Source organism: Streptomyces sp. NPDC050287, assembly GCF_044459385.1.
Lineage (GTDB): Bacteria > Actinomycetota > Actinomycetes > Streptomycetales > Streptomycetaceae > Streptomyces.
In genome coordinates, this window is sequence record NZ_JBITIY010000003.1 from 969184 (window position 1) to 988509 (window position 19326).

Sequence of the window (19326 nt, forward strand, 5' to 3'; positions counted from 1 at the left end):
GATGACACCCCTGTACGCGCCTGACGCCTTCATCAAGGACAAGGTCGAAGCCCTCGCCCAGCAACTTGGCCTCGACCTGCCGCACCAGGAACAGTGGAACTTCATCCAGAGCGCGGAATCCTTGGACCTCCAGGCAGCTCCCGGCTCGGGCAAGACCAGCCTGATCGGCCTCAAGCTGGCCCTCCTGGGTCAGGCATGGGCCTCGCCTACACGCGGCATCTGCGTCCTGTCCCACACCAACACGGCCAAGGACGAGATCACCCACCGCCTCACCGCCACACCGGCGGGACGCCGCCTGCTGCAGTACCCGCACTTCATCGGCACGATCCAGGCCTTCACCAACACCTTCCTCGCCCTGCCGGCCCTGCGCTGCGGGGGCATTGAAGTCCAGACCGTAGACGACGACGCCTACGCGGACGAAGCCCTCCGGCTGCTCGAACGCCACCCCCGGTTCCGGAAACTCAACACCGCACTCGGGCACCGCACGAACGGCCCCGCACTCGTCGCCGAGGCCCGCTACGTCTGCGACGCCGGAGACCTGATCGCGACAGGACCTGACGGCACCCCGCCCTTCAAAGCATCCAGTGACAGTGGCCAACAATTCGCCGCGCTCAAGGAAACGCTCACCGAGCGAGGCATCTTCCGCTACCACGACATGTTCGCCCTCGCCGAGCATCACCTCTTTCATCACCCCCAGCTCGCGCTGGCCGCCGCCCATCGCTTCCCCTTCGTCCTCCTGGACGAAATGCAGGACACCAGCGACCTCCAGCAACGCCTGCTCGACAAGGTCTTCGGCCCGCCGGGCACGGTCGTCCAGCGCGTGGGTGACGTCAACCAGCGCATCTTCGCCGACGCACCGGATGCCGCACAGCCCTCGTCGTTCCCCCTGCCGCACGCCGCCCAACTCCCCGTCAGCCGCAGGTTCGGCAGCAAGATCGCAGCACTCGCCAGCGACCTAACGGTCCACCGCCGCCAACGCATCGACGGCGCCGGCCACGACGGGACCGTCGCCCTCCTGCTCTTCGACGACGACACCGTCGCCGACGTCGTACCGAACTTCGAACGGATGGCAGCGGCCACAGTCCCCCGCCAGCTGCTCCTGGACAACCCACCCCGCGTCCTGGGCGCCCGCCTCACGCGGGGAAGCGCCAAGGCCTTTCCCCAATCCCTCTCCTGCTACGTACCCGGCTTCACCACCACGCCTGCCCAGACAACCGGCAGTCTCATCACGACGACCCGCGCCGCCCAGAATCAGCGGCAATCCGGCGACAACCACGCAGCCGTCACACTCCTGTGGAACGCAATCCGTGACGTAGCCCGACTCGCCAGTTCCGGCAGCCTGCCCCTGCTGAGGCGACTGGACCGAGACCCGGCCACCGTTGGAGGCCGGGCACGCCTGCTCCTGCACGACATGCTGACGAGCCCACTCGACAGCCACGTCGAATGGGCAGTTCTCACTGGCCGGCTTCTGCGGCTCCTGCCCGACCTGACCCAGAGCCCCTTGAAGGGGGTTGCCCGTCTCGCAGATCCCCTTGCCCACATCCCGTACGTCGCCCAGCCAGCACCCGTGCCCGATGCGTCGGCTGACGCGGACCAGGGTGTGGTGGCGTCGGTCGCGGGATCGATCCAGAGCGCCAAGGGCGAAACCCACGCGGCCACACTCATCCTCGAATGCCTGGAACGCAGCGGCAAGAAATACGACGTACACGAGGTCCTCGGACTCCTGAGCCGACAGCAGGACGCCTCCAAGGCCCTGGTCACGATCCAGCGCGCAGCGCAACTCGTCTTCGTGGGCGCCACCCGCCCCACTCACCTGCTCGCCTTCGCCGCGCACCGCACAAGAGCCGAACCGTACGTCGAGGCGATGACGGCCCGCGGCTGGTCTGTCCTCGAGATCCACGCGCGCAATGCGCTCCCCACCGTTTGATTCGGAGCTCAAGCCGTCAGCAAGGTGCGAGTGAAGGCGCTGAGCCCGGTCAGCCGGCGTTGGTCAAGACGGCGGGCCGTGGCCATGGTTGCGGTAGGGCACCTCGTCGGGGTGCAGCTGTAACCGGGCCAGCCGCCAGGCTGTGTCCGGGGACATTTCGTGACCTCTGTTCTTGCGGATGCGGCGCGCGAGCAGGCTCGTGCGCGGGTCCAGTACCCAGCGCAGCAGGCTGAGGTTCACTCCGCTTCCTCAGCGGCCGCGATCTCCTCGGCCAGGTGCCGGTGGCCGAGTGTGGTCATCGCGCTGCGCAGGATTTTCAGGAAGTCCTGCGCGTTGTCTTCCGTGAGCCTGCCGACGAACGTGTGCAGTGTCTGGGCGATGAGCACCCAGCGGGAATGCGGATGCCACTGATGGATCTGCCGAACCAGCTCTTCGGGATCGCTTCCCTCGGGTGGGCCGCCGATGCGGGAGGAGTGTTGGAGCAGCATGTACAGGCGTGCTGCTGCTGGATTCGCGAGGAGTTCCTCGCGCAGGAACTCCACGCGGGCGCGAGCCTGACGGCGGTCCATCTCGTCGAGTTCGAACTCATGCCGGGCGCGTTCTATGAGGCGAGCGCGTTCCGCTGCGTCGTCGTCGACGCGCAGGGTCACGCTGACGTTGAGTAGTTCAATGCCGTCACGATGGAGGGGCAGTTGGTCACGTAGCGCCGCTGCGAGTTCCTGTTCGGCGGCTGCGATGCGGAGCACTGAGTCGCTGGCCAGTTGCTTTTCCACCATGAGCCGTGCGACGCGGCTTGCTGCATGGCGGGCGTCCGGGTTCGTCGGACCATGCGGTGAGTGACGCCATTCAACGCGGATGACTGCATCGAATGACAGGCCTGCATCACGGCTTTCCGGGCGGTCGTGGAAGACGGACGTCCACGTCTGGCGGGCCAGCTCGGAAGGGTTGTCGCGGCGCGTGCGGCGTCGCATCATGCAGGCTCTTCCTCGTTGCCGGCCTCAGTTAGGGTTTGCTGGAAGGTCTCGATGATGCCGTCGTCGAGTAGTTGTGTGAGCTCCGTGTACACGGCGCGGTGGGCCAGCCCGGCAGACGGGAGCTCGATGCGGCCTGCCGATTGCTGGAGGGCGGCGGCCTTGGCCCATTGCCGTGCGATTGCCCGCAGCCGGTCGCGGGGGCTCTCGCCTGGCGTGTCGGCCTGCTCCGGGAGCTTCACCGCTGTGCTCAAGACTTTCAGCACGTCAGCGTGTATGTGGGGATGACTGAGCGCCGCTTCCAGCCACAGACGCACGACTGCCGATGCCTGGCCGTCCTGCTCGACTCCTTCCGTACCTTGAAGGAGTGCTCGCCAGCCGACAATCAGATCGGCGATGGGAGCCGTGAATTCCGCCTCGTCGCTGTGGGGGAGCAGGGCTGGGAGCGTGGGAGCATCGGGGTGTGTCGACTCGGCCAGGGCCCTGAATGCTTCCTGCCCGGCTACCAGCTTGGTCCCACCATCCCTGCACCAGTCGATGACGTAGCCGAATAGCGTCCGGCGCGCGCTGGGATCGCTCCACAGACTGTGCACGGCTCCTTGCAGCGCTCGGCGCACGTCCGGGTCTCCCGAGCCGGCTGCATGGCGCAGCCGCCGCAGCGCCTTGCCGGTGTGGAGGACCCCGAACTCCCCGGCGCACACCTGCACGGTGGCCAGCTGTTGGGCGGCGTTGCCTGTCCTGGCCCACTGCAGGAGCATTTCGTGGATGTAGGAGGCGCTGGCCGTCTGTAGACAGGCTGACGTGAGGAGTTCCACGGCCGATGGCCACAGCGGGGTGTTGTGCCAGCACCAGACCAGCTGGCGCAGTGGTTCTTGTCGACGATGACGTACCGCCCACCGCAGAGCGAAGCTCCCGATGCGCTCGGCCATCGTCTGCCGCTCTGCATCAGTGAGCGTTTCGAGCGCGGCCTTGGGCTTCTTCAAGGGGGCGTCCGCCAGCCACTCCAGGAACTTCACCCGAGACAGGGGCCGATCGACCCAGAAGTACTCCAGTGCCGCGTCGTCCCACTCGGGGCGGTTGAAGGTGACGGTGTCGTCGGCCAGCAGTTCGGCATTGATCGAGTCGACCATCTCGATGACGCCGGGTTCCTGCTGTCCCCTCAGGGATGGGTCACCGTCCCCGAAGACGGATGCCAGGTCGGCCGTGCTGGCGTAGACGTGCGCAACGGATGCTCCGCGCAAGGTGGCGCAGGCCAGCAGGAAGTTGCGCTGGAAGCTGGTACGGCCGGACTCCTTGTGCCAAGCCAGAAGCTGGGGACGCCAGTTGTTGCGGGCCGCGATGACGCTGAGAACCTGCCGGTCGAACGGTGTGTCACCGCCGCTCTTCCGTTTACGTGCCAGCGCCTCCAGGTTGGGCAGGTTGCTGTCGTTGGCATGGTGCGCATCCAGAATGAGACTGACGATCTCCAGGGCCTCCACCGGTGGCTGACCATTCAGCAAGGCGATGATGTCGTCATCGGTCAACCATCGGTCGAACGGCAGATCAGGTGGACCTTCCGCGCCCAGCCACTTGCGAGCGATTTCCAAGGGCGAGGGCACCCCCAGGGAGGGTTTGATGCCGTCAGGTGCACCACCGCCCACGCGGCGCCACTGCTCCGGTGTGCTCAGCACCACGAGCCGGGCACTGCGACGTTTCAGCGTGTACTGCAATCGCTCGATCGTTGCACCGAACGTGTCGGCTATCTCGAATCCTTCCTCATCAGGAGGGAGTTCGAGCAGGTAGCCGCGGTTCTCCGCCTGCGGCAGGCGGCGCAAGGGGAACTCCAGACCACCGCCGAAGCTGAGCGGTCCCACGCGCACGGCCGGGAATTCATGACGCAATTGCGCGAGGAGCGCGCACGCATTGGTCGTGCGCCCCGTGCTCGGCTTCTGGGCGAGTACCACGACAGATCCGGGGTTCTTCCACCGCTGATAGATGTCGTCGAACGAGTCACCTCCCTGCGGGTGCACGTAAACGGTGCGGAGCGCATTGAGGTAGGTGTCCGAAAACTCATTGTGATCAAGTGGGTTTTCGAAACTCGCCGTGACTTTCAGGGCGTTCATTTCGCCCAGGTTGAGCAGGGCCATCTGCCGGAGACGCTTAACCGCCTCCGTGTCCAGAAGGTATTTGAGGCGCTCCTGCAGCTCCTCATCCAGTTGCTCATCCGCGTCCGGCGGTACGCTGTCCGGCGTCTGCGATGTGTCCGTGGATTTGAAAGAGCTGGTCTCGCCCCAGCGCGGGCCTTCGGACCGCTGGCCGTTCTCGTGAGGTGGCCTCAGCCCGTAGTCCTGCTGATCGTTCACCCGTACCCCCGTGGTGTGTCGCCCGGAATCCCAGTCAGACTGCGAGAGCTATCCGAGCGTGCCGTCGATTTCGAGTGCAGTGACCTCGCCGCCTTGGCGCACAACTCGGGTCCGCTGTTCGATGTCGGCTGACGCTTCGGCGGTCACCTGTCCCACCTTGACTGCCCGGGCCACCCCGTCTGCCTCGACTTCGTCAAGGATCTGCCTGACTCTCACGCCCGGTGCAGAACGCCGTTCGCCCGTGAAGGACAGAGGCTGCCCGTAGATCGCCTCCAGGTCGTCGCGCAGTTCACTCATCGTTTGCAGCAGGTGCTCGTCATCGCGTCGAATCAGAGCGGGGTTGCGGTGGTAGACGGCCAATTCCCGGGCCACAGCTTCCAGCCGGCGAATCCGCTGCTCGGTCAGCTCCTCGTCGTGAATGAGCAGGGGAGCTTCCGGTTCAACCAGGACTGGGCAGGTGGCCGGCTCGGTCGTGGCCGCGGTGTCATTTCCGCTACGGCGGTCGAGCACAGCACCGAGACGGCCAAAGAGAAAGGTGAATATCTGAGGCATGGCTGACGTGGCCACTGTCGCGAGCGACAGCTGATCTCCCATTGAATCCCCCGAACGGTGAACTTAGGTCACGGCAAGGCCGCAAGATCCCACAAGGCTACGAGCGTCCAGGAGGCGGAGATAAAGGCGTATTCCCGCCAAACATGCAGCTGCCATATTCGGTCAGGCGAATTCGTTCCCCCGGAGGTGGCATTTAATTCGCACGGGTGTTCCCGATTTGTGGCGGGAGTCAAGTACTGAGTCACCTGAGGTTGAAACTCCCCGACGGCGGCACTTCCCGTGGGTGCACTTCGGGAATCGGAACATGGGCGACAACGGTGCAAGTGGTCCTGAATGAATGGCGCAAAGGGTGCATGGTAGGCGCCGACTTACAGGATGTCGGTCATGGGCATGAGAGATCGGGATCGGGCGGGTAGCCCTTTGCCCGGAGCCAGGTATCGAGGGCCAGGGCGACGATGTCTCCGTGGGCGATGTCGGTCTCGGCGTTGTAGCGGCGGATGCGTCGCTGGAGGTGGAGGACATCGGGGACGGCGTAGTTGAGTTGTCCGCGTTTGGTATGCCGGTTGCTGATGATGTCGAGCGTGTCCGGGTGGGGCGTGAGAGCGTCGTCGCTTGGCTGGAACTCGGTGTCGAGAGCGTCGGCGATTTCACGTAGTAGGCGTGCGTGACGGGAGTGATTGGGCACGAGAGCTGCTCCGGTTGATCCTCCTAGGCGGATAGCTATCCGCCTATTGGGCTATTGGAATAGTCGGCAGGGAAGGTGGCCGCGCCCTGGCGTGGATGCGGCCACCTTGCGCGCTGCGGTCGTGTTCAGAAGCCGCGGGCGGTAAGCCACTCATCCAGCGCGACCGAGACAATGTCGCCTATGGGCAGGTGATCGAGTTCGTTGTCCAGCGCGAAGCGCTTGATCCGCTTCTTGAGCTTCAGTGCAGCGGGGACCGACGAGTCGAGGCTCTCGCGCGCGATGATGCGCTGGTTGAGAACGACGGCGGCGTCGGGAACGTCCGAGGGGCGACCGGGCCCGTGCGCATACGGCGTACCCTCGCTGGGCGCCTCCTGCGATCGAGCGTTCTGTTCCTGGTATCCCGGGCCCTCGGTCCTCACAGGGAACGTCGTGCCGCCTGCTATTGGAGGAGCTGCTGGGCGAATGGCCACCTCGGCAGCCGGGACCACAGGCGGGGCCTGCCGCTCCACCGGCTCGCCAGCGGCCCCGGCCCCCGCTTCTGGGGCGACGACGGCCGGGCGAACCGGCTGACTCGTGGCCGGCTCCGGCACGGGGCCGCTCCGCGTGACCTCAACCGTCGGCTGGGCAGAGAGCTCCGCCACTTCCGGGGCCGTCTCGGTCCGGCCGGGACGGCTGTCGCCCAGGGCGGCGGCCTCTTCAGCAGCGAACTGCTCGGGGGTGAGCTCAGCGGCCGGGGGAGGAGGCGGGGCCGCATTCCTGGCCCCGCCCAGCGTGCGACCGGCGCGGCGGGCTGGAGGCTTCGGCCTCTCGTTCTTGTCGCTCATGCCTCGGTCAGCTCCTTCATCAGGTTGGCGTACTCGCTCAGCTCGGTGGGGATCTCGCCGAAGGCCTCCATGTAGTGCACCCAGGAATGGATGACGGTCTCGGCGAGCGGGAACGGCTCGTCGCGGTCCGGGCCGATGCCCTCACCCTCGGCGGGATCCAGGAGCCTGTCCTTTGCGTTGCGGGGCAGGCTGGTGCGGTCGTCGGCCTTGACCAGCACGACGTGGGCGGTGACGCCGCGGTCGTTGCGGGCCGCGGCGCGCTCGGCCTCGTCGAAGGTGGCCACGAGCTTCCGGCGCTCGATCTTGGTGGGGGCGACCGGCACGAGCAGCAGGTTCGCCTCGGTAACAGCCTCGTGGAACAGCTTCGCGCTCCCGCCGCCAGCGTCGACCACGATCGCGCCGAACTCGGCACGCTTCTCACGGATGTACTCGGCGATGTCATCGAACGGGTACCGCTCGACCACCAGGTGCTCTGGGATCTCGAAGCCCTCGGCCTGGGCGACCTTGAACCAGTCATAGGCGGACTGGCTGGTTGCATCCGCGTCCAGGAGCAGCGTCGGCAGGCCCAGAACGACGGCGTAGTAGAGGGCGATGAACCAGGCGGAGGTCGTCTTGCCGGTGCCGCCCTTGAGCATGCCGACAACGATGACGAAGGCGTCCCAGGCGCTCGCTGTGGCCGCAGCCAGGGTCTTGTGACGGGTGTTCTCGTTCACGTGTGCTTGATCTCCTAGATAGGGAAGGGGAGTTGTCTTGTGAGGGGTCTGTCGGGAGGCGCCCGCGCCGCACAGATGCGGCCGGGATGGGCTACGGGTAACTTCCGCATCTGATCGGCGCGATGGGAGCGGTCGAGGGCTCTGTCTGGTGCGGTCATGGCCGCTGCCCGTCGTGGCGAGTGGGGCCATGTCGGTGCTGCGGCCGCATGGGAGTGCCTGCCTGGTGCAGGAGCCGGTAGACCGTGGCCACGGAGTAGTTGCACTCCTTGGCAAGCTCCGGGACCGTGGCTCCAGCCTCGTATCGCGCCCGCAGAGACAGCGCGAGTTTCTGCCGCTCGGCGGCCCGCCCTGCGGTGCGCATTCGCAGTGTCTGCTGCGTGGTGCGCACGGTGCCGCCGGCCTCGATCAGCAGGCGTCGGGCAGCACGCCTTGTCTCTCCCGCGGCTGCGGCGAGTTCAGTGAGGGTGGAGCCGTGCTTCTCGTACAGGGTGCGAAGCCGGGCGGCGAGACGCTGGCGTGCCTCTGGGTCCTGGCGCATCCTGCGGGTCTGCCACGAGGTGCGCATCACGGTCCCGGCGCCGTGCAGCCGGTTGAGGACCGTGCCGTACGACAAGCCGCTCGCGGTGACGAGGTCGTCGACCGTCGCACCGGACTCGTACTGCTCGCGCAAGGCCTCCGGGGTCATACGTTGCCCCTCGGCGGAGGTGGTCGGAGGGTGTTGTGCGGTCATGCGGCGGACTCCCATTCGCTGAGGGCTTCGGCATGGGCGGCGGCCAACTCGTCGTAACTGCGCTGATCAGCCGGGGTGATGAGGATCAGGCGGCCGTCGGTGGCGACCCGCCAGTCGGGGATCGTGTGGCCGGTGACCGGATCGAGGACAGACCCGCCGGGGGCGTGCCAGGCGGAGGGGATCTCGTCGGGACGCGGCGCGGGGATCAGGACCTGGCGGCCGTCGCGGACGATCACCACGGCCTTGCTGCGGTGGTCCGTAAGCCGATCCAACGCCTCCCGGTACGCGGCGCGTTGGGCAGCGTGCAAGGCCTTGCGCTGGGTGGCGAGACCTGTGGTGCCGTACCGCTCGGCCACCGTGTCCCAGCCCTGTGCCGGCACGGTGTCGAGCCTGGTAGCAGGGGGAGTGGGGTGGAGGTTGCTGCCGAGGCCCTCCAGTGCATGCGGTGCGAGGGCCCAGGTCTCCCCGGTGTGCTGCACGAGGCCGTGGCTGGTCAGGCGTCGCAGGGTCCGATAGGTGGTGGCGCGGGAGACCGATGAGGTACTGACGAGCTCAGCAACTGTCTGGTGGGTGCGCTGGTGCAGAGCGCTGATGAGCATGAGGGCGGAGCTGCCGAGGCCGTGGTGGGCGAAGGCGTCGTGGCCCATCAGCCGGCCGATGACGGTGGAGTCGATGTCGGCCGCCGCGCCGGTCTCAGGGGTGGGCCACTCCTCAAGTGCCGGGTCGGGGGGGAACTGAGTGGTCCGGAAACGAGACGGCGGAGCGTTGAGGTACCAGGTGGAGCCCTCCCGGCCGTGGCCGACTCGCAGACGGCGCAGCCAGCCATGCGGCTTGAGGACCGTTTCGTAGACAGCCCGCAGCGTCGTGCGGGAGATGCCTGCCTCTTCGGCGGTCTGCCGTTCACTGGCGTGGTGCAGTAGACCGCCCGCGATCTCGGCGAAGTTCAGGTGTGCCCGCAGCACCCGCAGCGCGGTCCGTCCCCGCTCCCCGCGCCAGGGCGTGGTCTCGATGCGGTCGCGCAGCGCGGCGAGCACCTCGTACGCGTCGTGCCGGGATCCCAACGCCCTGGTGGTGCTGACCGCTTCCGAGGCGCTGGCCCACACCCGGTGGATGTAGTCCAGGGCGCGTGACTGCCCGGAGCGCAGCGCGATGTTCCGGGTGTGCCGGCCGCCGTCGTGCTCGGGGTGCAGCAGGAGCTGCGTCAGCTGGTCGACGGTTCCGCCAGCACGGGCCACGTGGCAGGCGATGGCCGCGGTGATCCGGTGACCGTGCTCGGCCGTACCCTGGCGGTCTGGACGCAGCGACACGGTCCGGCCGTCGGAGGCGAGCCTGCTGTAACTGCCGGTGGCGTAGCGGCCGGTGAGGTCTCCGAGCAGAATGAGATCGGTCGCGGCCGACGGAAGTTGGGCGGGGCTGAGAATTCCGCGGAATTGGGTGAAGTGTTGTTGAGAGAGGGCTTGATGGGTGCTGTTTGGCACGGTGGGGTCGTCTCGCAAAGACGTGGACGCCACCCAGGCCCGCTAAAACCACGGGTGGTGTCCGGAACCGACCTCCATCGGCGCCAGCAAGGTCTCCAGAATGGCCGTCCTGGAGGCCCTCGTTTGCCTGGCCCCGAGCGGAGGCAGGCGTCCCCCTCGCAGCTCGACCGAGGTCGAAACAGAGCCCCGCCAGAGTGGTCCACTCTTGATCCACACCGGCCAACTCAGGTCCCTCAGAGACCAGTTGCAGAGGCTGATGCCTCTGACTGCCTCCGAGCGACCCGGGTCGAATCGGGGTCGAATCAGAGCGATTTCCTCTGACTGCCTCAGATCGCCTCTGCAACCCGTCCTAGCAGGTCACAGCCTCATCGCCCCCGCACAAGCGCAGGTCAGAAAGGTGCGCTAGCTGTACCACTGGTTCCTGGCGAAGGCGGTCATGTGGGGCATGGGGTTCCCGTCCCTTTCGGCGGGGCCTCGTCGCCCCGCTTGCCGTGGTTGGAATCAGGGTCGTGAAGGTTGCGTCGGCTCGGCAAGGCGGCTTCTGTCAGGCGGAAGAACTTCTGTAAAGCGGCTGGTCAGAGCCTTGCTCTGTTCAACCCCTAGTCGCCAGAGTGGAGTGCCGCGTGGTGCGGCCATTCGGTTCGCGCTCGGGGGAGCCGTAGGCGGCGACGGCGAGTGCTACTACTCACTGCGCGGCATCAATCGCCCGAAAATGTCCGCTTAGTTTAAATTGTGGAACTCCTCTGTCGGCGGATGCTCGGTACAGCGGCAAGAATCAGCATCACTGCAGGTCAACTACTGTTCGTTGTGGCTTCTGGGGCCCTCGGGTCGAATCCGGGTCGAATCCGCACCCTTTTAGGTTGTCGAGCGTGTTGCCGCTGGGCAGGGTGGTGTGAGCTTGCGCGCTGGTTCGCCTTGCGGATGAGGTTGGCGCGGCGAACAGTCGGGCCGATGAGGCGCTGAGTGGCGGTGGTCGGCTGTCAGGGCGGGGGCCCGCCAGGGGATTCTTCGCTGCTCGTGGTGCGATCATGGCCTGCCATTTCGGCGGATGTGCGACGTCGTTCAGGCCGACGGGCCGGGCAGCCACAGGTCGGGTCCGAAGACCTCGTACCGGACGCGCCTGGCCGGAACGCCGGTACGCAGCAGCTGTCCGCGCACCTCGCGCATGAACGGCAGCGGGCCGCACAGGAACACGATGGCGTCGTCGGGCAGTTCGATGCCGTCCAGGTTCATCAGGCCGGTACGGGCCTCGGGTTCTTCCGTGCCCGGCTGCTCGTACCAGAACAGGGTGCGGGCGTCCGGCAGTTGGTCTGCGAGCCGGCGGGTCTCGGTGCGCAGGGCATGGTCGGCGGGGGAGCGGTCGGCGTGCAGGACGAGGACCGGGCGGGATGAGGCGAGGGCGGCGAGGTGGGCCAGGATGCCGGTCATGGGGGTGCAGCCGATGCCCGCGGAGACCAGCACGACCGGGGTGGTGGTGTCGGCAGGGTCGTCGAGGAAGACGTCGCCGAAGGGCGCGGACAGCGTCAGTTCGTCTGCCGGGGCGTACCTGGGCGTGGAGAAGGTTCGAGACTTCGCCGTCCGGCTCACCGGCCGCACCCGTCACCCGCTTCACGGTGATCCGCCGCAGTTCCGCTCCCGGATCGGAGGACAGGCTGTACTGGCGCAGTTGGTGCACACCGTCGGCCATCAGGGCGCGCACGCTCACGTACTGGCCGGCCCGTGCAGGAGGGGCTGGTTCGCCGTCGGCCGGGCGCAGCAGGATGGACACGGTGTCAGCGGTCTCGGTGCGGCGCTCGACGACCGTCCACTGCCGCCAGATGCGGCCGGGCTCGATGCCTGCGTCCTGGTAGAGGCGGGCCTCACGGCCGATCAGGGCACCGGCCATCAGCCAGTACACCTCGTCCCAGGCGGCCGCCACTTCAGGGGTGACCGCCTCGCCCAGTACCTCGGCTATCGCGCCGAACAGGTACTTGTGCACGATCGTGTACTGGTCGTCGGTGACGCCGACCGCGGCGTGTTTGTGCGCGATGCGGTCCAGCAGGGCGTCCGGGCGGGTGTCGGGGTCGTCGAGGAGTGCGGTCGCGAATCCGGCGATCGAACCGGCGAGGGCGCGGCGTTGGGCCCCGCTGGCCTGGTTACCCCGGTTGAACATACCGTCGAGCAGCTCCGGCCGGTCGCGGAACATCGCGCCGTAGAAGCGTGTCGTGATCTCGTCGAGCGCTCCGGCCACGGCGGGCAGGGTGGCACGGATCACGGCGGCGGATTCTGCGGACAGCATGGAGCCTCCCGGGCAGTGGGACGAGGTGAGAAGTGCGCCGCATCGCATCGGGCGGCATCTTCTGTGTAGCAGGCACCGGACCATGTTTCGGCGCTGTTTCGCGGCGTTGGGCGAAGAGGGGCCGAAGGGCCCCATCGATTCGGGAACATCGGCCCCCACGACGCGCTTCGCCACAGGACCACACGGCCTGGGGGCGACCTCCCGACGGCCCTGTCCTGTACAACTACCGGGGTGAGCGCCGACTGCGGCGCCCTTCTCAGGCAGCTCGCAAGCGGCGGGCTGCGGTGCCTGGCGCCCTGGGCGGTCTACTGGTCGCGGCACCACTTGCGGTACGCGGCCACGGCCGTCGGCAGGGTGGGGAAGATCCGCTCGCTGCCGACGGTGTCCGTGAGGCCGTACGCCGTCAGGTCGTCCAGCAGGTCCTGCTTGACCCGGGCGAGAGTGAAGACGACCCCGCGCTCGGTGAGTTCGCGGCGGAGTTCGTCGACGGCGTCCAGAGCGGTGATGTCGACCTCGACGTTGGCCTCGGTGTTGAGAACGAACCAGCGGACCGGACTGGTCTGTTCGTCGACGGCGGCCAACGCCCGGCGGCGGAAGTTCTCCGCGTTGGCGAAGAAAAGTGGGGAGTCGTAGCGGTAGACCAGAAGGCCTGGGATGGTGCTGGCCTGGGGGTAGTCGTCGATGTCGTGCATGCCGGCAATGCCGGGCACCAGCCCCTCGACGGCGTCGTGGGGTCGGGCCACCCGGGTGAGCAGTTCAGCCACGGACAGGCCGACGGCGACCAGTACGCCGTACAGGATGTCCAGGGCCAGGACCCCGGCCAGGCAGCCCAGCGCCAACAGGAGTTCCCGGCGGCGGAAGGACGCCAGTCGCCAAAAGCCCGTCACATCGATCAGGCGGACGGCGGCGTACACCACGAGCGCCCCGAGGACGGCCGACGGGGTGCGGGCCAGCAGGGGACTGAGGAAGAGCAGGACTGCCAGGACCACCGCCCCGGCGATAAGCGAGTACATCTGGCTGCGGGCGCCGGCGGACGAGGCGAGCGCGGTGCGGCTTGCGCTGCTGCTCACCGGGAAGCCGTGCAGCGCACCGGCGCCGAGGTTGGCCGCGCCCAGGGCCAGGAACTCCTGGTTGGCGTCGAGTCCCGGGCCCTCGTCGTCGCGCCGGGTGAAGGCCCGGGCGGTGAGGACGAAGTCGGTGTAGCCGACGAGGAGGACGCCCAGGGCGGGGAGGACGAGGTGTGGCAGGTCGGTCAGGTCCGGCACGGCCGCGCCGGGCAGGCCCGACGGGACGTCGCCGATCACCTTGAGGCCGTACCGGTCGTCGAGGTCGAAGACGGCCACGGCCGCGGTGCCGAACACGACGGCGAGCAGAGGGCCGGGGGCCGAGCGGAAGAAGTGCGCCATCGTGAAGAGGATCCCGAGTGCCACGGCGGCGAACAACACCGTGGGCAGGTGGAGCCGCGACAGGTGCCTTGCGAAGGACCAGAGTTGGGGGAAGAAAGCGGAGCCTGAGGTGCGGATGCCGGTGAGTTTGGGCAACTGGTCCACGATCATGATCAGTGCCACGCCTGCCAGGTAGCCGATCAGGACGGGCCGGGAGAGCAGGTCGGCGACGAAGCCGAGCCGCACCGCCCACGCCGCCACGCAGAGGACGCCGACCGTGATCGCGAGCGTGGCCGCCAGGGTCGCGTACCGGGCCGGATCACCGGCCGCCAGCGGACCGACGACCGTTGCGGTCATCAGCGCGGTCGTGGACTCGGGGCCGACCGAGAGCAGCCGGGAGGAGCCGAGCAGCGCGTACAGGCCGAGGGCGGGCAGGATGGCCCACAGCCCGGTGACCGGCGGCAGGCCGGCCACGCCCGCGTACGCCATCACCTGCGGGACGAGATAGGCGGCGACGGTCACCCCGGCCAGTACGTCACTCTTCAGCCACGAGTGCTGGTAGGCGAGCAGTGTCCCGAGCCCGGGCATCTTCCGGCGCCATCGTGGAGCAGGGCGGCCCGAGTTCTGGGACATGATCCTCCTTCTGCCGAAGGATCAGGATCCTCCGGGTCCTGGGCCCCCGGCAGATGCCGAACGGCCCGCGAGGACATCGTCTCCGGGTTCGGCCGTGGTCGACGAGCCGGGCAGCGACGATGCCCCGCTCCCGGGGTGAGGTGCTCGGCACCGACATGGTGGGGCTGCGCGCGACGCTCCGGCGCTGGCAGCAATCGCGGGCACTGCGACACGGGGGGCCTCTCAGCCCATGGGGCCCATCGGCCCTCGACGGGGACCTTGCGGCCTCTGCTCTGTCTCCCTCCCCGCCCACATCCTGGAATCAGAACCCCGATGCAGGAGGTGGACAGTATGTCCCGCAACGTCACCGTGGGCCTCGACGGCTCGTCCGAGAGCCGTGCGGCCGCCGAATGGGCGGCCCGCGAGGCGAAGTTGCGCGGCCTGCCGCTGCGGTTGATGCACGTCTGGGAGCCCGTCCCGGAGCCCATGGCACAGGCCCCGCTGCTCGGTGCCGAGACTCAGCAGCCCTGGAGCGAGCGCATCCCGCGCGAGGCGGCTGAAGGGCTCCGTCTGCGTCACCCCGGCGTGGACGTGACCGCGGACCAGATCGGCGGCCGTCCCGGCGAGGTGCTGACGCGCGCGGCCCGGGATGCCGAGCTGCTCGTCATCGGCGCCCGCCGACGCGAGGGACGTCTCGGGCTCCAGCTCGGCGGTGTCGCCCACGCGGCCCTGCACTACTCGGCCTGCCCGGTCGCCGTCGTGCCGGAACGGGTGTGAGACAGGTACTGGCTGTTCCAGAGGCTCTCGCCGGGTGGTCGGGGACGTAGGTCCGCAGACCGCGCGGCGGGCGATGGCAGCCGGTCGACGGCGGCCGCTGGGGAAGTTTCAGCACCGGCGGCGGCACCTCCTGGCAGGGCACGGAGTTCAACAGGTGGGCGCTCATGTTCAGTCGGGCCCGGCGCTTGTCGTCGCTCTCGACGATGTACCAGGGCGCCTCCGGGATTCGGCGTGCACGAGCATCTCGTCCTTGGCCCGGGCAGGCCTCCCGGCGGGTGAGTGACTCAAGGTCCATCGGCGAGACCGCGTCCCGGATGCCGCCGCTGAGCGTCACCGCGTCCGGTACCGCCACGCGTGCGGATGACGCCGGAGCGGGAAGGAGGTACGACACCACCTCGTGGTGGACTTCCTCGGCGATTTCCTCGTCGTCGCGCAGGGACACTCTCAGCAGGTCGGCTCGGCTGACAACGCCCTGCAGCATGCCCGGCTCGTCGACGACCGGAAGCCGTTTCACCTTGGCGCGTGCCATGGTGCGCGCGGCCTGGGCGAGGGTCGCGTCCGCCTGGACGGTGAGGGCCGGCGAGGTCATCAGTTCCCCGGCGGTCGCCGCACCGGCCTTGGCGAGGTGGGACAGGCGTCGCAGTTTGGTGATGGGGGTCCCCCGGTCGAGCGAAGTCGAGACGGGGGGAGGTCGGGGTCGCCGTCGCGGAACTCCTCCTTGGGCAGCAGGTCGGCCTCGGAGACGATCCCGACGACACGGCCCTCACCTTCCAGGACGGGCAGGGCGCTGACCTTCCAGTCCTCCATCATCCGCACGATCTCCTTGAAGGCGGCCTCGCGGCCGATGGCGGCGACCGTCTCACTCATGACGTCGCTCACGATGCGCGGGGTGCCGTGCGTGATCTCTCTTGGTGACTGTCGCTTCGGCTCACAGGGATGGTCACAGGAGGCTGCCGCTGCCGTAGGGCGCGTACAGGTCCAGCAGTCGGGTGCGGGCGGAGCGCAGGCGGTGGGCGAGGACGTCGCCGACCCACTGGGTGACACTCTGGCCGAGTGCGGGGTCGTCCTGGCACAGCGAACGGATCGCGGTGGCGTCGAACTCATACGCCCGCACGGGGCTGGTCGCCTGGGCACCCAGGTGCCAGGCGTGCGGGGCGAACAGCCAGGACCAGCCGATGAGTTCGTTGTGTCCGAGGGTCTCGATAACGGCCGCGCGGCGGCCGGGCACGTGCATGTCGAGGGCGACGGTGCCGGTGCGGATGATCCAGAACCGGTCGGCGTGGGCCCCCTCCTCGAAGAGACGAGTGCCTTGGGGGAACGACACCTCTCGGGCGAAGCGCATCAGCCGATGCCGGTGCTCGGCGGGCAGCGCCCGCAGCATGCCGGCCGTGGGCGGAGCGTTCATGATGGGCCTCCGATCAGGGCGTCTGTACCTGCTACGTCCAGCGTGTGCCTGTGCCTGGGGCCGGGCGATGGGCCACCCGGCCCCATTGGTCGGGCCGCTCGGTGCCCCGTGACGGCCCAGGAAGCCCCGTGCGCTGGGACGCGCACGGCGGTTCGATGAAGACGACAGGGAAACCCCTGGAAGGGGTGTGCATCGTGGGTACATCACTGACGCCGGAGTTCTGGAGGCTGTTCGCCATTCTCCTGGTGATCTCCGCGGCGGTCACCTTCGTGCTCAGCGCCGCGCTCGACGCGCTGGCGCTACGAGTGCAGCGACGACGGGTCCGCGGCCGGACGGGGCTCACGCGGACGACCGGAGGGTCGCGTTGGCCGGACAGGCGTCTGGTCCACCGCTGAGGTCACGGAAGTGCGCGGAACGTGGCTCAGCGGGGCTGGAGCGGAGCCGAAAGGCTTGACGAGGGGGGGCTGTACGGCACCTGCCCACACAGTCGTTCCCGCCCCACGCTCGAACCGGACGAGCAATCAGGCTCGGCTCGGGACGAAGGAGGCAAACAGCATGCTTCGCCACGTCACCGCGGGTGTCGACGGTTCCACCGAGAGTCTCGCGGCCGCTCACTGGGCGGCCCGGGAAGCGCTGCGTCGCGGAGCCTCCTTGAGGCTGGTGCACGCGTGGAAGTGGCACCCCCGTCCGCCCTCCTCCGTACCGGCGGACCTCAGCGAGCGCGAGTGGGCCCAGCAGACTCTGGACCGAGCCGTCGGCAGTGTTCGTGCCGCGCATCCCGGTCTGCGGATCGTCGACCGGCTGGTGGCCGACTCCGCGGTGGCCGCCCTGCTCGTGGCGGCGGCGGAGGCAGAGCTTGTGGTGCTCGGTTCCCGCGGGCTCAGCGGTGTCGCCGGCGTCGTGGTCGGCTCCGTGTCCCAGCGGGTCGTCGCCGGGTCCGAGCGCCCGGTGGTGCTTGTCCGCTCGGGCGAGGCCTCCGCCGACGAACACCTTCCGGTGTCCGACGGGGTCTCGCCGGAGGAGATTCCCGAGGTCCCCTACCGCGATGTCGTCCTCGGGCTGGACACCCGGCGTCCCTGTGACGAACTGATCGAGTTCGCCTTCGAGGCCGCTCACCGCTACGGCGCCGGTCTGCACGTGATCCATGCCTTCAACCTGCCGTCGGCCGATGGTGCGGACCTTCACGCGGTCACAGGATCCGGGCCGGAGATTCTCGCGGCACAGGAACGCGTCGTCGTCGCGACGCTGCGTCCGTGGTGCGAGAAGTTCCCGGACGTCTCCGTGACCGAGACCGTGTCCGAGGGAAGGGCGGCCGCCGCAGTGGTGCGGGCGTCGTCCGGGGCCTCCCTCGTGGTCGTGGGGCGCCGGACACTAGGCGGCCACCTCGGCACGCACATCGGCCCCGTGACGCACGCGGCGCTGCACCATGTCGCCTGCCCCGTCGCAGTCGTACCGCATGCCTGAACCGGCTCTCCCTGTCCTCCCGGCGAGTGCCGTCGCCCGACGACCACGGCACTCGCCCGGACTGGGACTGCTCCCACGGCCTCGACGGGCTGGAGGTGGACCAACTTGATTCTTCCCCCGCCACCACGACCGCCTTCGACGAGGCGGAGAACCGGCTGCACGCCGTCGAGGCCGTGCTGGTCGTCACTCTGGAGGACTGAACCGTGCGCATCATCATCTCCCTCGGCGGCAACGCGCTGCTGCGTCGGGGTGATCCCCCCGACGCAGCCGTGCGGCAGGCGAACGTCGACCGGGTGGCCACCGCCGTCGCCGCACTCGCTCTCGAACACGAGGTCGTCATCACCCATGGCAACGAGCCGCAGATCGGCCTGCTCGCCATGGAGAGCGCGGCCGACCCGGTCCTGACCTCCCCCTGTCCGCTGGACCTGCTGGGCGCCCAGACCGAGGGCCTGATCGGATCGCTGCTGGTCCGGGCCCTGTACGACACGCTGCCCGGCCGCAAGATCGCCGCACTGGTCACCCACACCCTGGTTGGGGCCGACGATCCGGCCTTCGCGCGGCCCACGAAGCGCGTCGGCCCCGTGTACCCCCGGGACGTCGCCCGCTCCCTCGCGCGAAGGCGCGGCTGGCACATCGCCAAGGACGCCGCCGGGTGGCGCCGGCTCGTCGCCTCGCCCGCGCCCCAGGGGATCGTCGAGACCGAGACCATTCACGACCTGCTCACCTGCGGCGCGCTCGTCATCTGCGCCGGCGGCGGAGGTGTTCCCGTCACCGCCGACAACGACACCGGCGCACTGCACGGAGCGGAGGCGGTCATCGACAAGGACCTCACCGCCGCTCTGCTCGCCGAGGAACTCAAGGCCGACTTCCTGCTCATCCTCACCGACGTGCCGAACGTCTACTCCGACTACGGCACCCCCGACCAGCGCCCCGTCCTCGACGCCACCCCGGACGCCCTGCGGCGCGGCGGCTTCCCCGACGGCTCGATGGGACCCAAGACGGAGGCCGCCGCCCGATTCGTCGAACGCACCGGCGGTCTGGCCGCCATCGGCGCCCTCGACGCGGCCTACGAGATCGTCCACGGCAGGTCGGGGACGCTCGTCCGCCCCGAGCTGTCCATCGGCTGAGGTCCGTCAGAGCGGGGCGGGTGGGCCGAACGGCCCTACGGCCCGGGGGACGGACG

The 19326-nt window shown here is 68.6% G+C and carries 16 protein-coding genes and 3 pseudogenes; 6 read left to right on the top strand and 13 right to left on the bottom strand.

Translation table 11 applies throughout. The features are described 5' to 3' along the window. Position 1 precedes the first annotated feature (1 nt). Entirely contained in the window at positions 2-1927 is a 1926-nt protein-coding gene (locus tag ACIBK3_RS14805) for a UvrD-helicase domain-containing protein (protein WP_399365449.1), read from the top strand. A gap of 63 nt (positions 1928-1990) precedes the next feature. Here ACIBK3_RS14805 and ACIBK3_RS14810 read toward each other — a convergent pair whose 3' ends face one another. The 11 genes and pseudogenes from ACIBK3_RS14810 to ACIBK3_RS14860 all read right to left on the bottom strand — a co-directional run bounded on the left by ACIBK3_RS14810 (position 1991) and on the right by ACIBK3_RS14860 (position 14518). Next, positions 1991-2167 carry a hypothetical protein gene (locus ACIBK3_RS14810; RefSeq protein ID WP_399365451.1) on the bottom strand — a complete coding sequence of 59 codons (177 nt, stop codon included), beginning with the start codon at positions 2165-2167 and terminating at the stop codon, positions 1991-1993. Then, the gene (locus ACIBK3_RS14815; protein ID WP_399365453.1) at positions 2164-2901 is read right to left on the bottom strand and encodes a hypothetical protein; all 738 of its coding nucleotides are present in this window, start codon (positions 2899-2901) and stop codon (positions 2164-2166) included. The genes ACIBK3_RS14810 and ACIBK3_RS14815 overlap by 4 nt, the downstream gene beginning before the upstream one ends. Further along, positions 2898-5240, bottom strand: a complete 2343-nt coding sequence (locus ACIBK3_RS14820; RefSeq protein WP_399365455.1) for a hypothetical protein — start codon at positions 5238-5240, stop codon at positions 2898-2900. Before ACIBK3_RS14820 ends, ACIBK3_RS14815 begins: the two co-directional genes overlap by 4 nt. A 48-nt stretch (positions 5241-5288) precedes the next feature. Beyond that, positions 5289-5792: a hypothetical protein gene (locus tag ACIBK3_RS14825; RefSeq protein WP_399365457.1), complete on the bottom strand. Its 504-nt coding sequence runs from the start codon at positions 5790-5792 to the stop codon at positions 5289-5291. Between the two features lie 382 nt (positions 5793-6174). After that, a complete protein-coding gene (locus ACIBK3_RS14830) occupies positions 6175-6477 on the bottom strand; it encodes a hypothetical protein (protein WP_399365459.1) in 303 nt (100 codons plus the stop codon). Positions 6478-6602: 125 nt separating this feature from the next. Further along, complete coding sequence (locus ACIBK3_RS14835) at positions 6603-7301, bottom strand: hypothetical protein (RefSeq protein WP_399365461.1); 699 nt, start codon at positions 7299-7301, stop codon at positions 6603-6605. Further along, entirely contained in the window at positions 7298-8014 is a 717-nt protein-coding gene (locus ACIBK3_RS14840; protein ID WP_399365463.1) for a ParA family protein, read from the bottom strand. Before ACIBK3_RS14840 ends, ACIBK3_RS14835 begins: the two co-directional genes overlap by 4 nt. A 154-nt stretch (positions 8015-8168) precedes the next feature. Further along, positions 8169-8699 carry a helix-turn-helix domain-containing protein gene (locus ACIBK3_RS14845; RefSeq protein WP_399365465.1) on the bottom strand — a complete coding sequence of 177 codons (531 nt, stop codon included), beginning with the start codon at positions 8697-8699 and terminating at the stop codon, positions 8169-8171. 41 nt (positions 8700-8740) lie between these two features. Next, the gene (locus ACIBK3_RS14850) at positions 8741-10222 is read right to left on the bottom strand and encodes a helix-turn-helix domain-containing protein (protein WP_399365467.1); all 1482 of its coding nucleotides are present in this window, start codon (positions 10220-10222) and stop codon (positions 8741-8743) included. A 1062-nt stretch (positions 10223-11284) separates the two neighbouring features. Next, positions 11285-12500, bottom strand: a pseudogene (locus tag ACIBK3_RS14855) (globin domain-containing protein). A 305-nt stretch (positions 12501-12805) separates the two neighbouring features. After that, a complete protein-coding gene (locus tag ACIBK3_RS14860) occupies positions 12806-14518 on the bottom strand; it encodes a SulP family inorganic anion transporter (protein WP_399365469.1) in 1713 nt (570 codons plus the stop codon). 330 nt (positions 14519-14848) lie between these two features. Here ACIBK3_RS14860 and ACIBK3_RS14865 point away from each other — a divergent pair. Further along, positions 14849-15259, top strand: a pseudogene (locus ACIBK3_RS14865) (universal stress protein); the annotation flags it as partial. On the opposite strand, the pseudogene ACIBK3_RS14870 reads toward ACIBK3_RS14865, so the two are convergent. After that, positions 15162-16141: pseudogene (locus tag ACIBK3_RS14870) on the bottom strand (CBS domain-containing protein). The pseudogenes ACIBK3_RS14865 and ACIBK3_RS14870 overlap by 98 nt on opposite strands. Positions 16142-16214: 73 nt before the next feature. After that, positions 16215-16679 carry a Crp/Fnr family transcriptional regulator gene (locus tag ACIBK3_RS14875; RefSeq protein ID WP_399365471.1) on the bottom strand — a complete coding sequence of 155 codons (465 nt, stop codon included), beginning with the start codon at positions 16677-16679 and terminating at the stop codon, positions 16215-16217. Between the two features lie 128 nt (positions 16680-16807). Here ACIBK3_RS14875 and ACIBK3_RS14880 point away from each other — a divergent pair, with 128 nt between their 5' ends. From ACIBK3_RS14880 to ACIBK3_RS14895, 4 genes are all read left to right on the top strand, one after another. Then, entirely contained in the window at positions 16808-17074 is a 267-nt protein-coding gene (locus ACIBK3_RS14880) for a hypothetical protein (RefSeq protein ID WP_399365473.1), read from the top strand. 160 nt (positions 17075-17234) lie between these two features. Then, on the top strand, positions 17235-18143 hold the full coding sequence (locus ACIBK3_RS14885) for a universal stress protein (protein ID WP_399365475.1): 909 nt from the start codon (positions 17235-17237) through the stop codon (positions 18141-18143). A 26-nt stretch (positions 18144-18169) separates the two neighbouring features. Next, complete coding sequence (locus ACIBK3_RS14890; protein WP_399365477.1) at positions 18170-18343, top strand: hypothetical protein; 174 nt, start codon at positions 18170-18172, stop codon at positions 18341-18343. A 3-nt stretch (positions 18344-18346) separates the two neighbouring features. Continuing rightward, positions 18347-19270, top strand: a complete 924-nt coding sequence (locus ACIBK3_RS14895) for a carbamate kinase (RefSeq protein WP_399365479.1) — start codon at positions 18347-18349, stop codon at positions 19268-19270. The last annotated feature ends 56 nt before the right edge of the window (positions 19271-19326 follow it).

Excerpts from the sequence above, each read along its gene's own strand:
- ACIBK3_RS14835 (WP_399365461.1), bottom strand. The coding sequence starts at position 7,301 with ATGAGCGACAAGAACGAGAGGCCGAAGCCTCCAGCCCGCCGCGCCGGT.
- ACIBK3_RS14885 (WP_399365475.1), top strand. The coding sequence starts at position 17,235 with ATGCTTCGCCACGTCACCGCGGGTGTCGACGGTTCCACCGAGAGTCTC.
- ACIBK3_RS14860 (WP_399365469.1), bottom strand. The coding sequence starts at position 14,518 with ATGTCCCAGAACTCGGGCCGCCCTGCTCCACGATGGCGCCGGAAGATG.
- ACIBK3_RS14805 (WP_399365449.1), top strand. The coding sequence starts at position 2 with ATGACACCCCTGTACGCGCCTGACGCCTTCATCAAGGACAAGGTCGAA.
- ACIBK3_RS14825 (WP_399365457.1), bottom strand. The coding sequence starts at position 5,792 with ATGCCTCAGATATTCACCTTTCTCTTTGGCCGTCTCGGTGCTGTGCTC.
- ACIBK3_RS14845 (WP_399365465.1), bottom strand. The coding sequence starts at position 8,699 with ATGACCCCGGAGGCCTTGCGCGAGCAGTACGAGTCCGGTGCGACGGTC.
- ACIBK3_RS14815 (WP_399365453.1), bottom strand. The coding sequence starts at position 2,901 with ATGATGCGACGCCGCACGCGCCGCGACAACCCTTCCGAGCTGGCCCGC.
- ACIBK3_RS14875 (WP_399365471.1), bottom strand. The coding sequence starts at position 16,679 with ATGAACGCTCCGCCCACGGCCGGCATGCTGCGGGCGCTGCCCGCCGAG.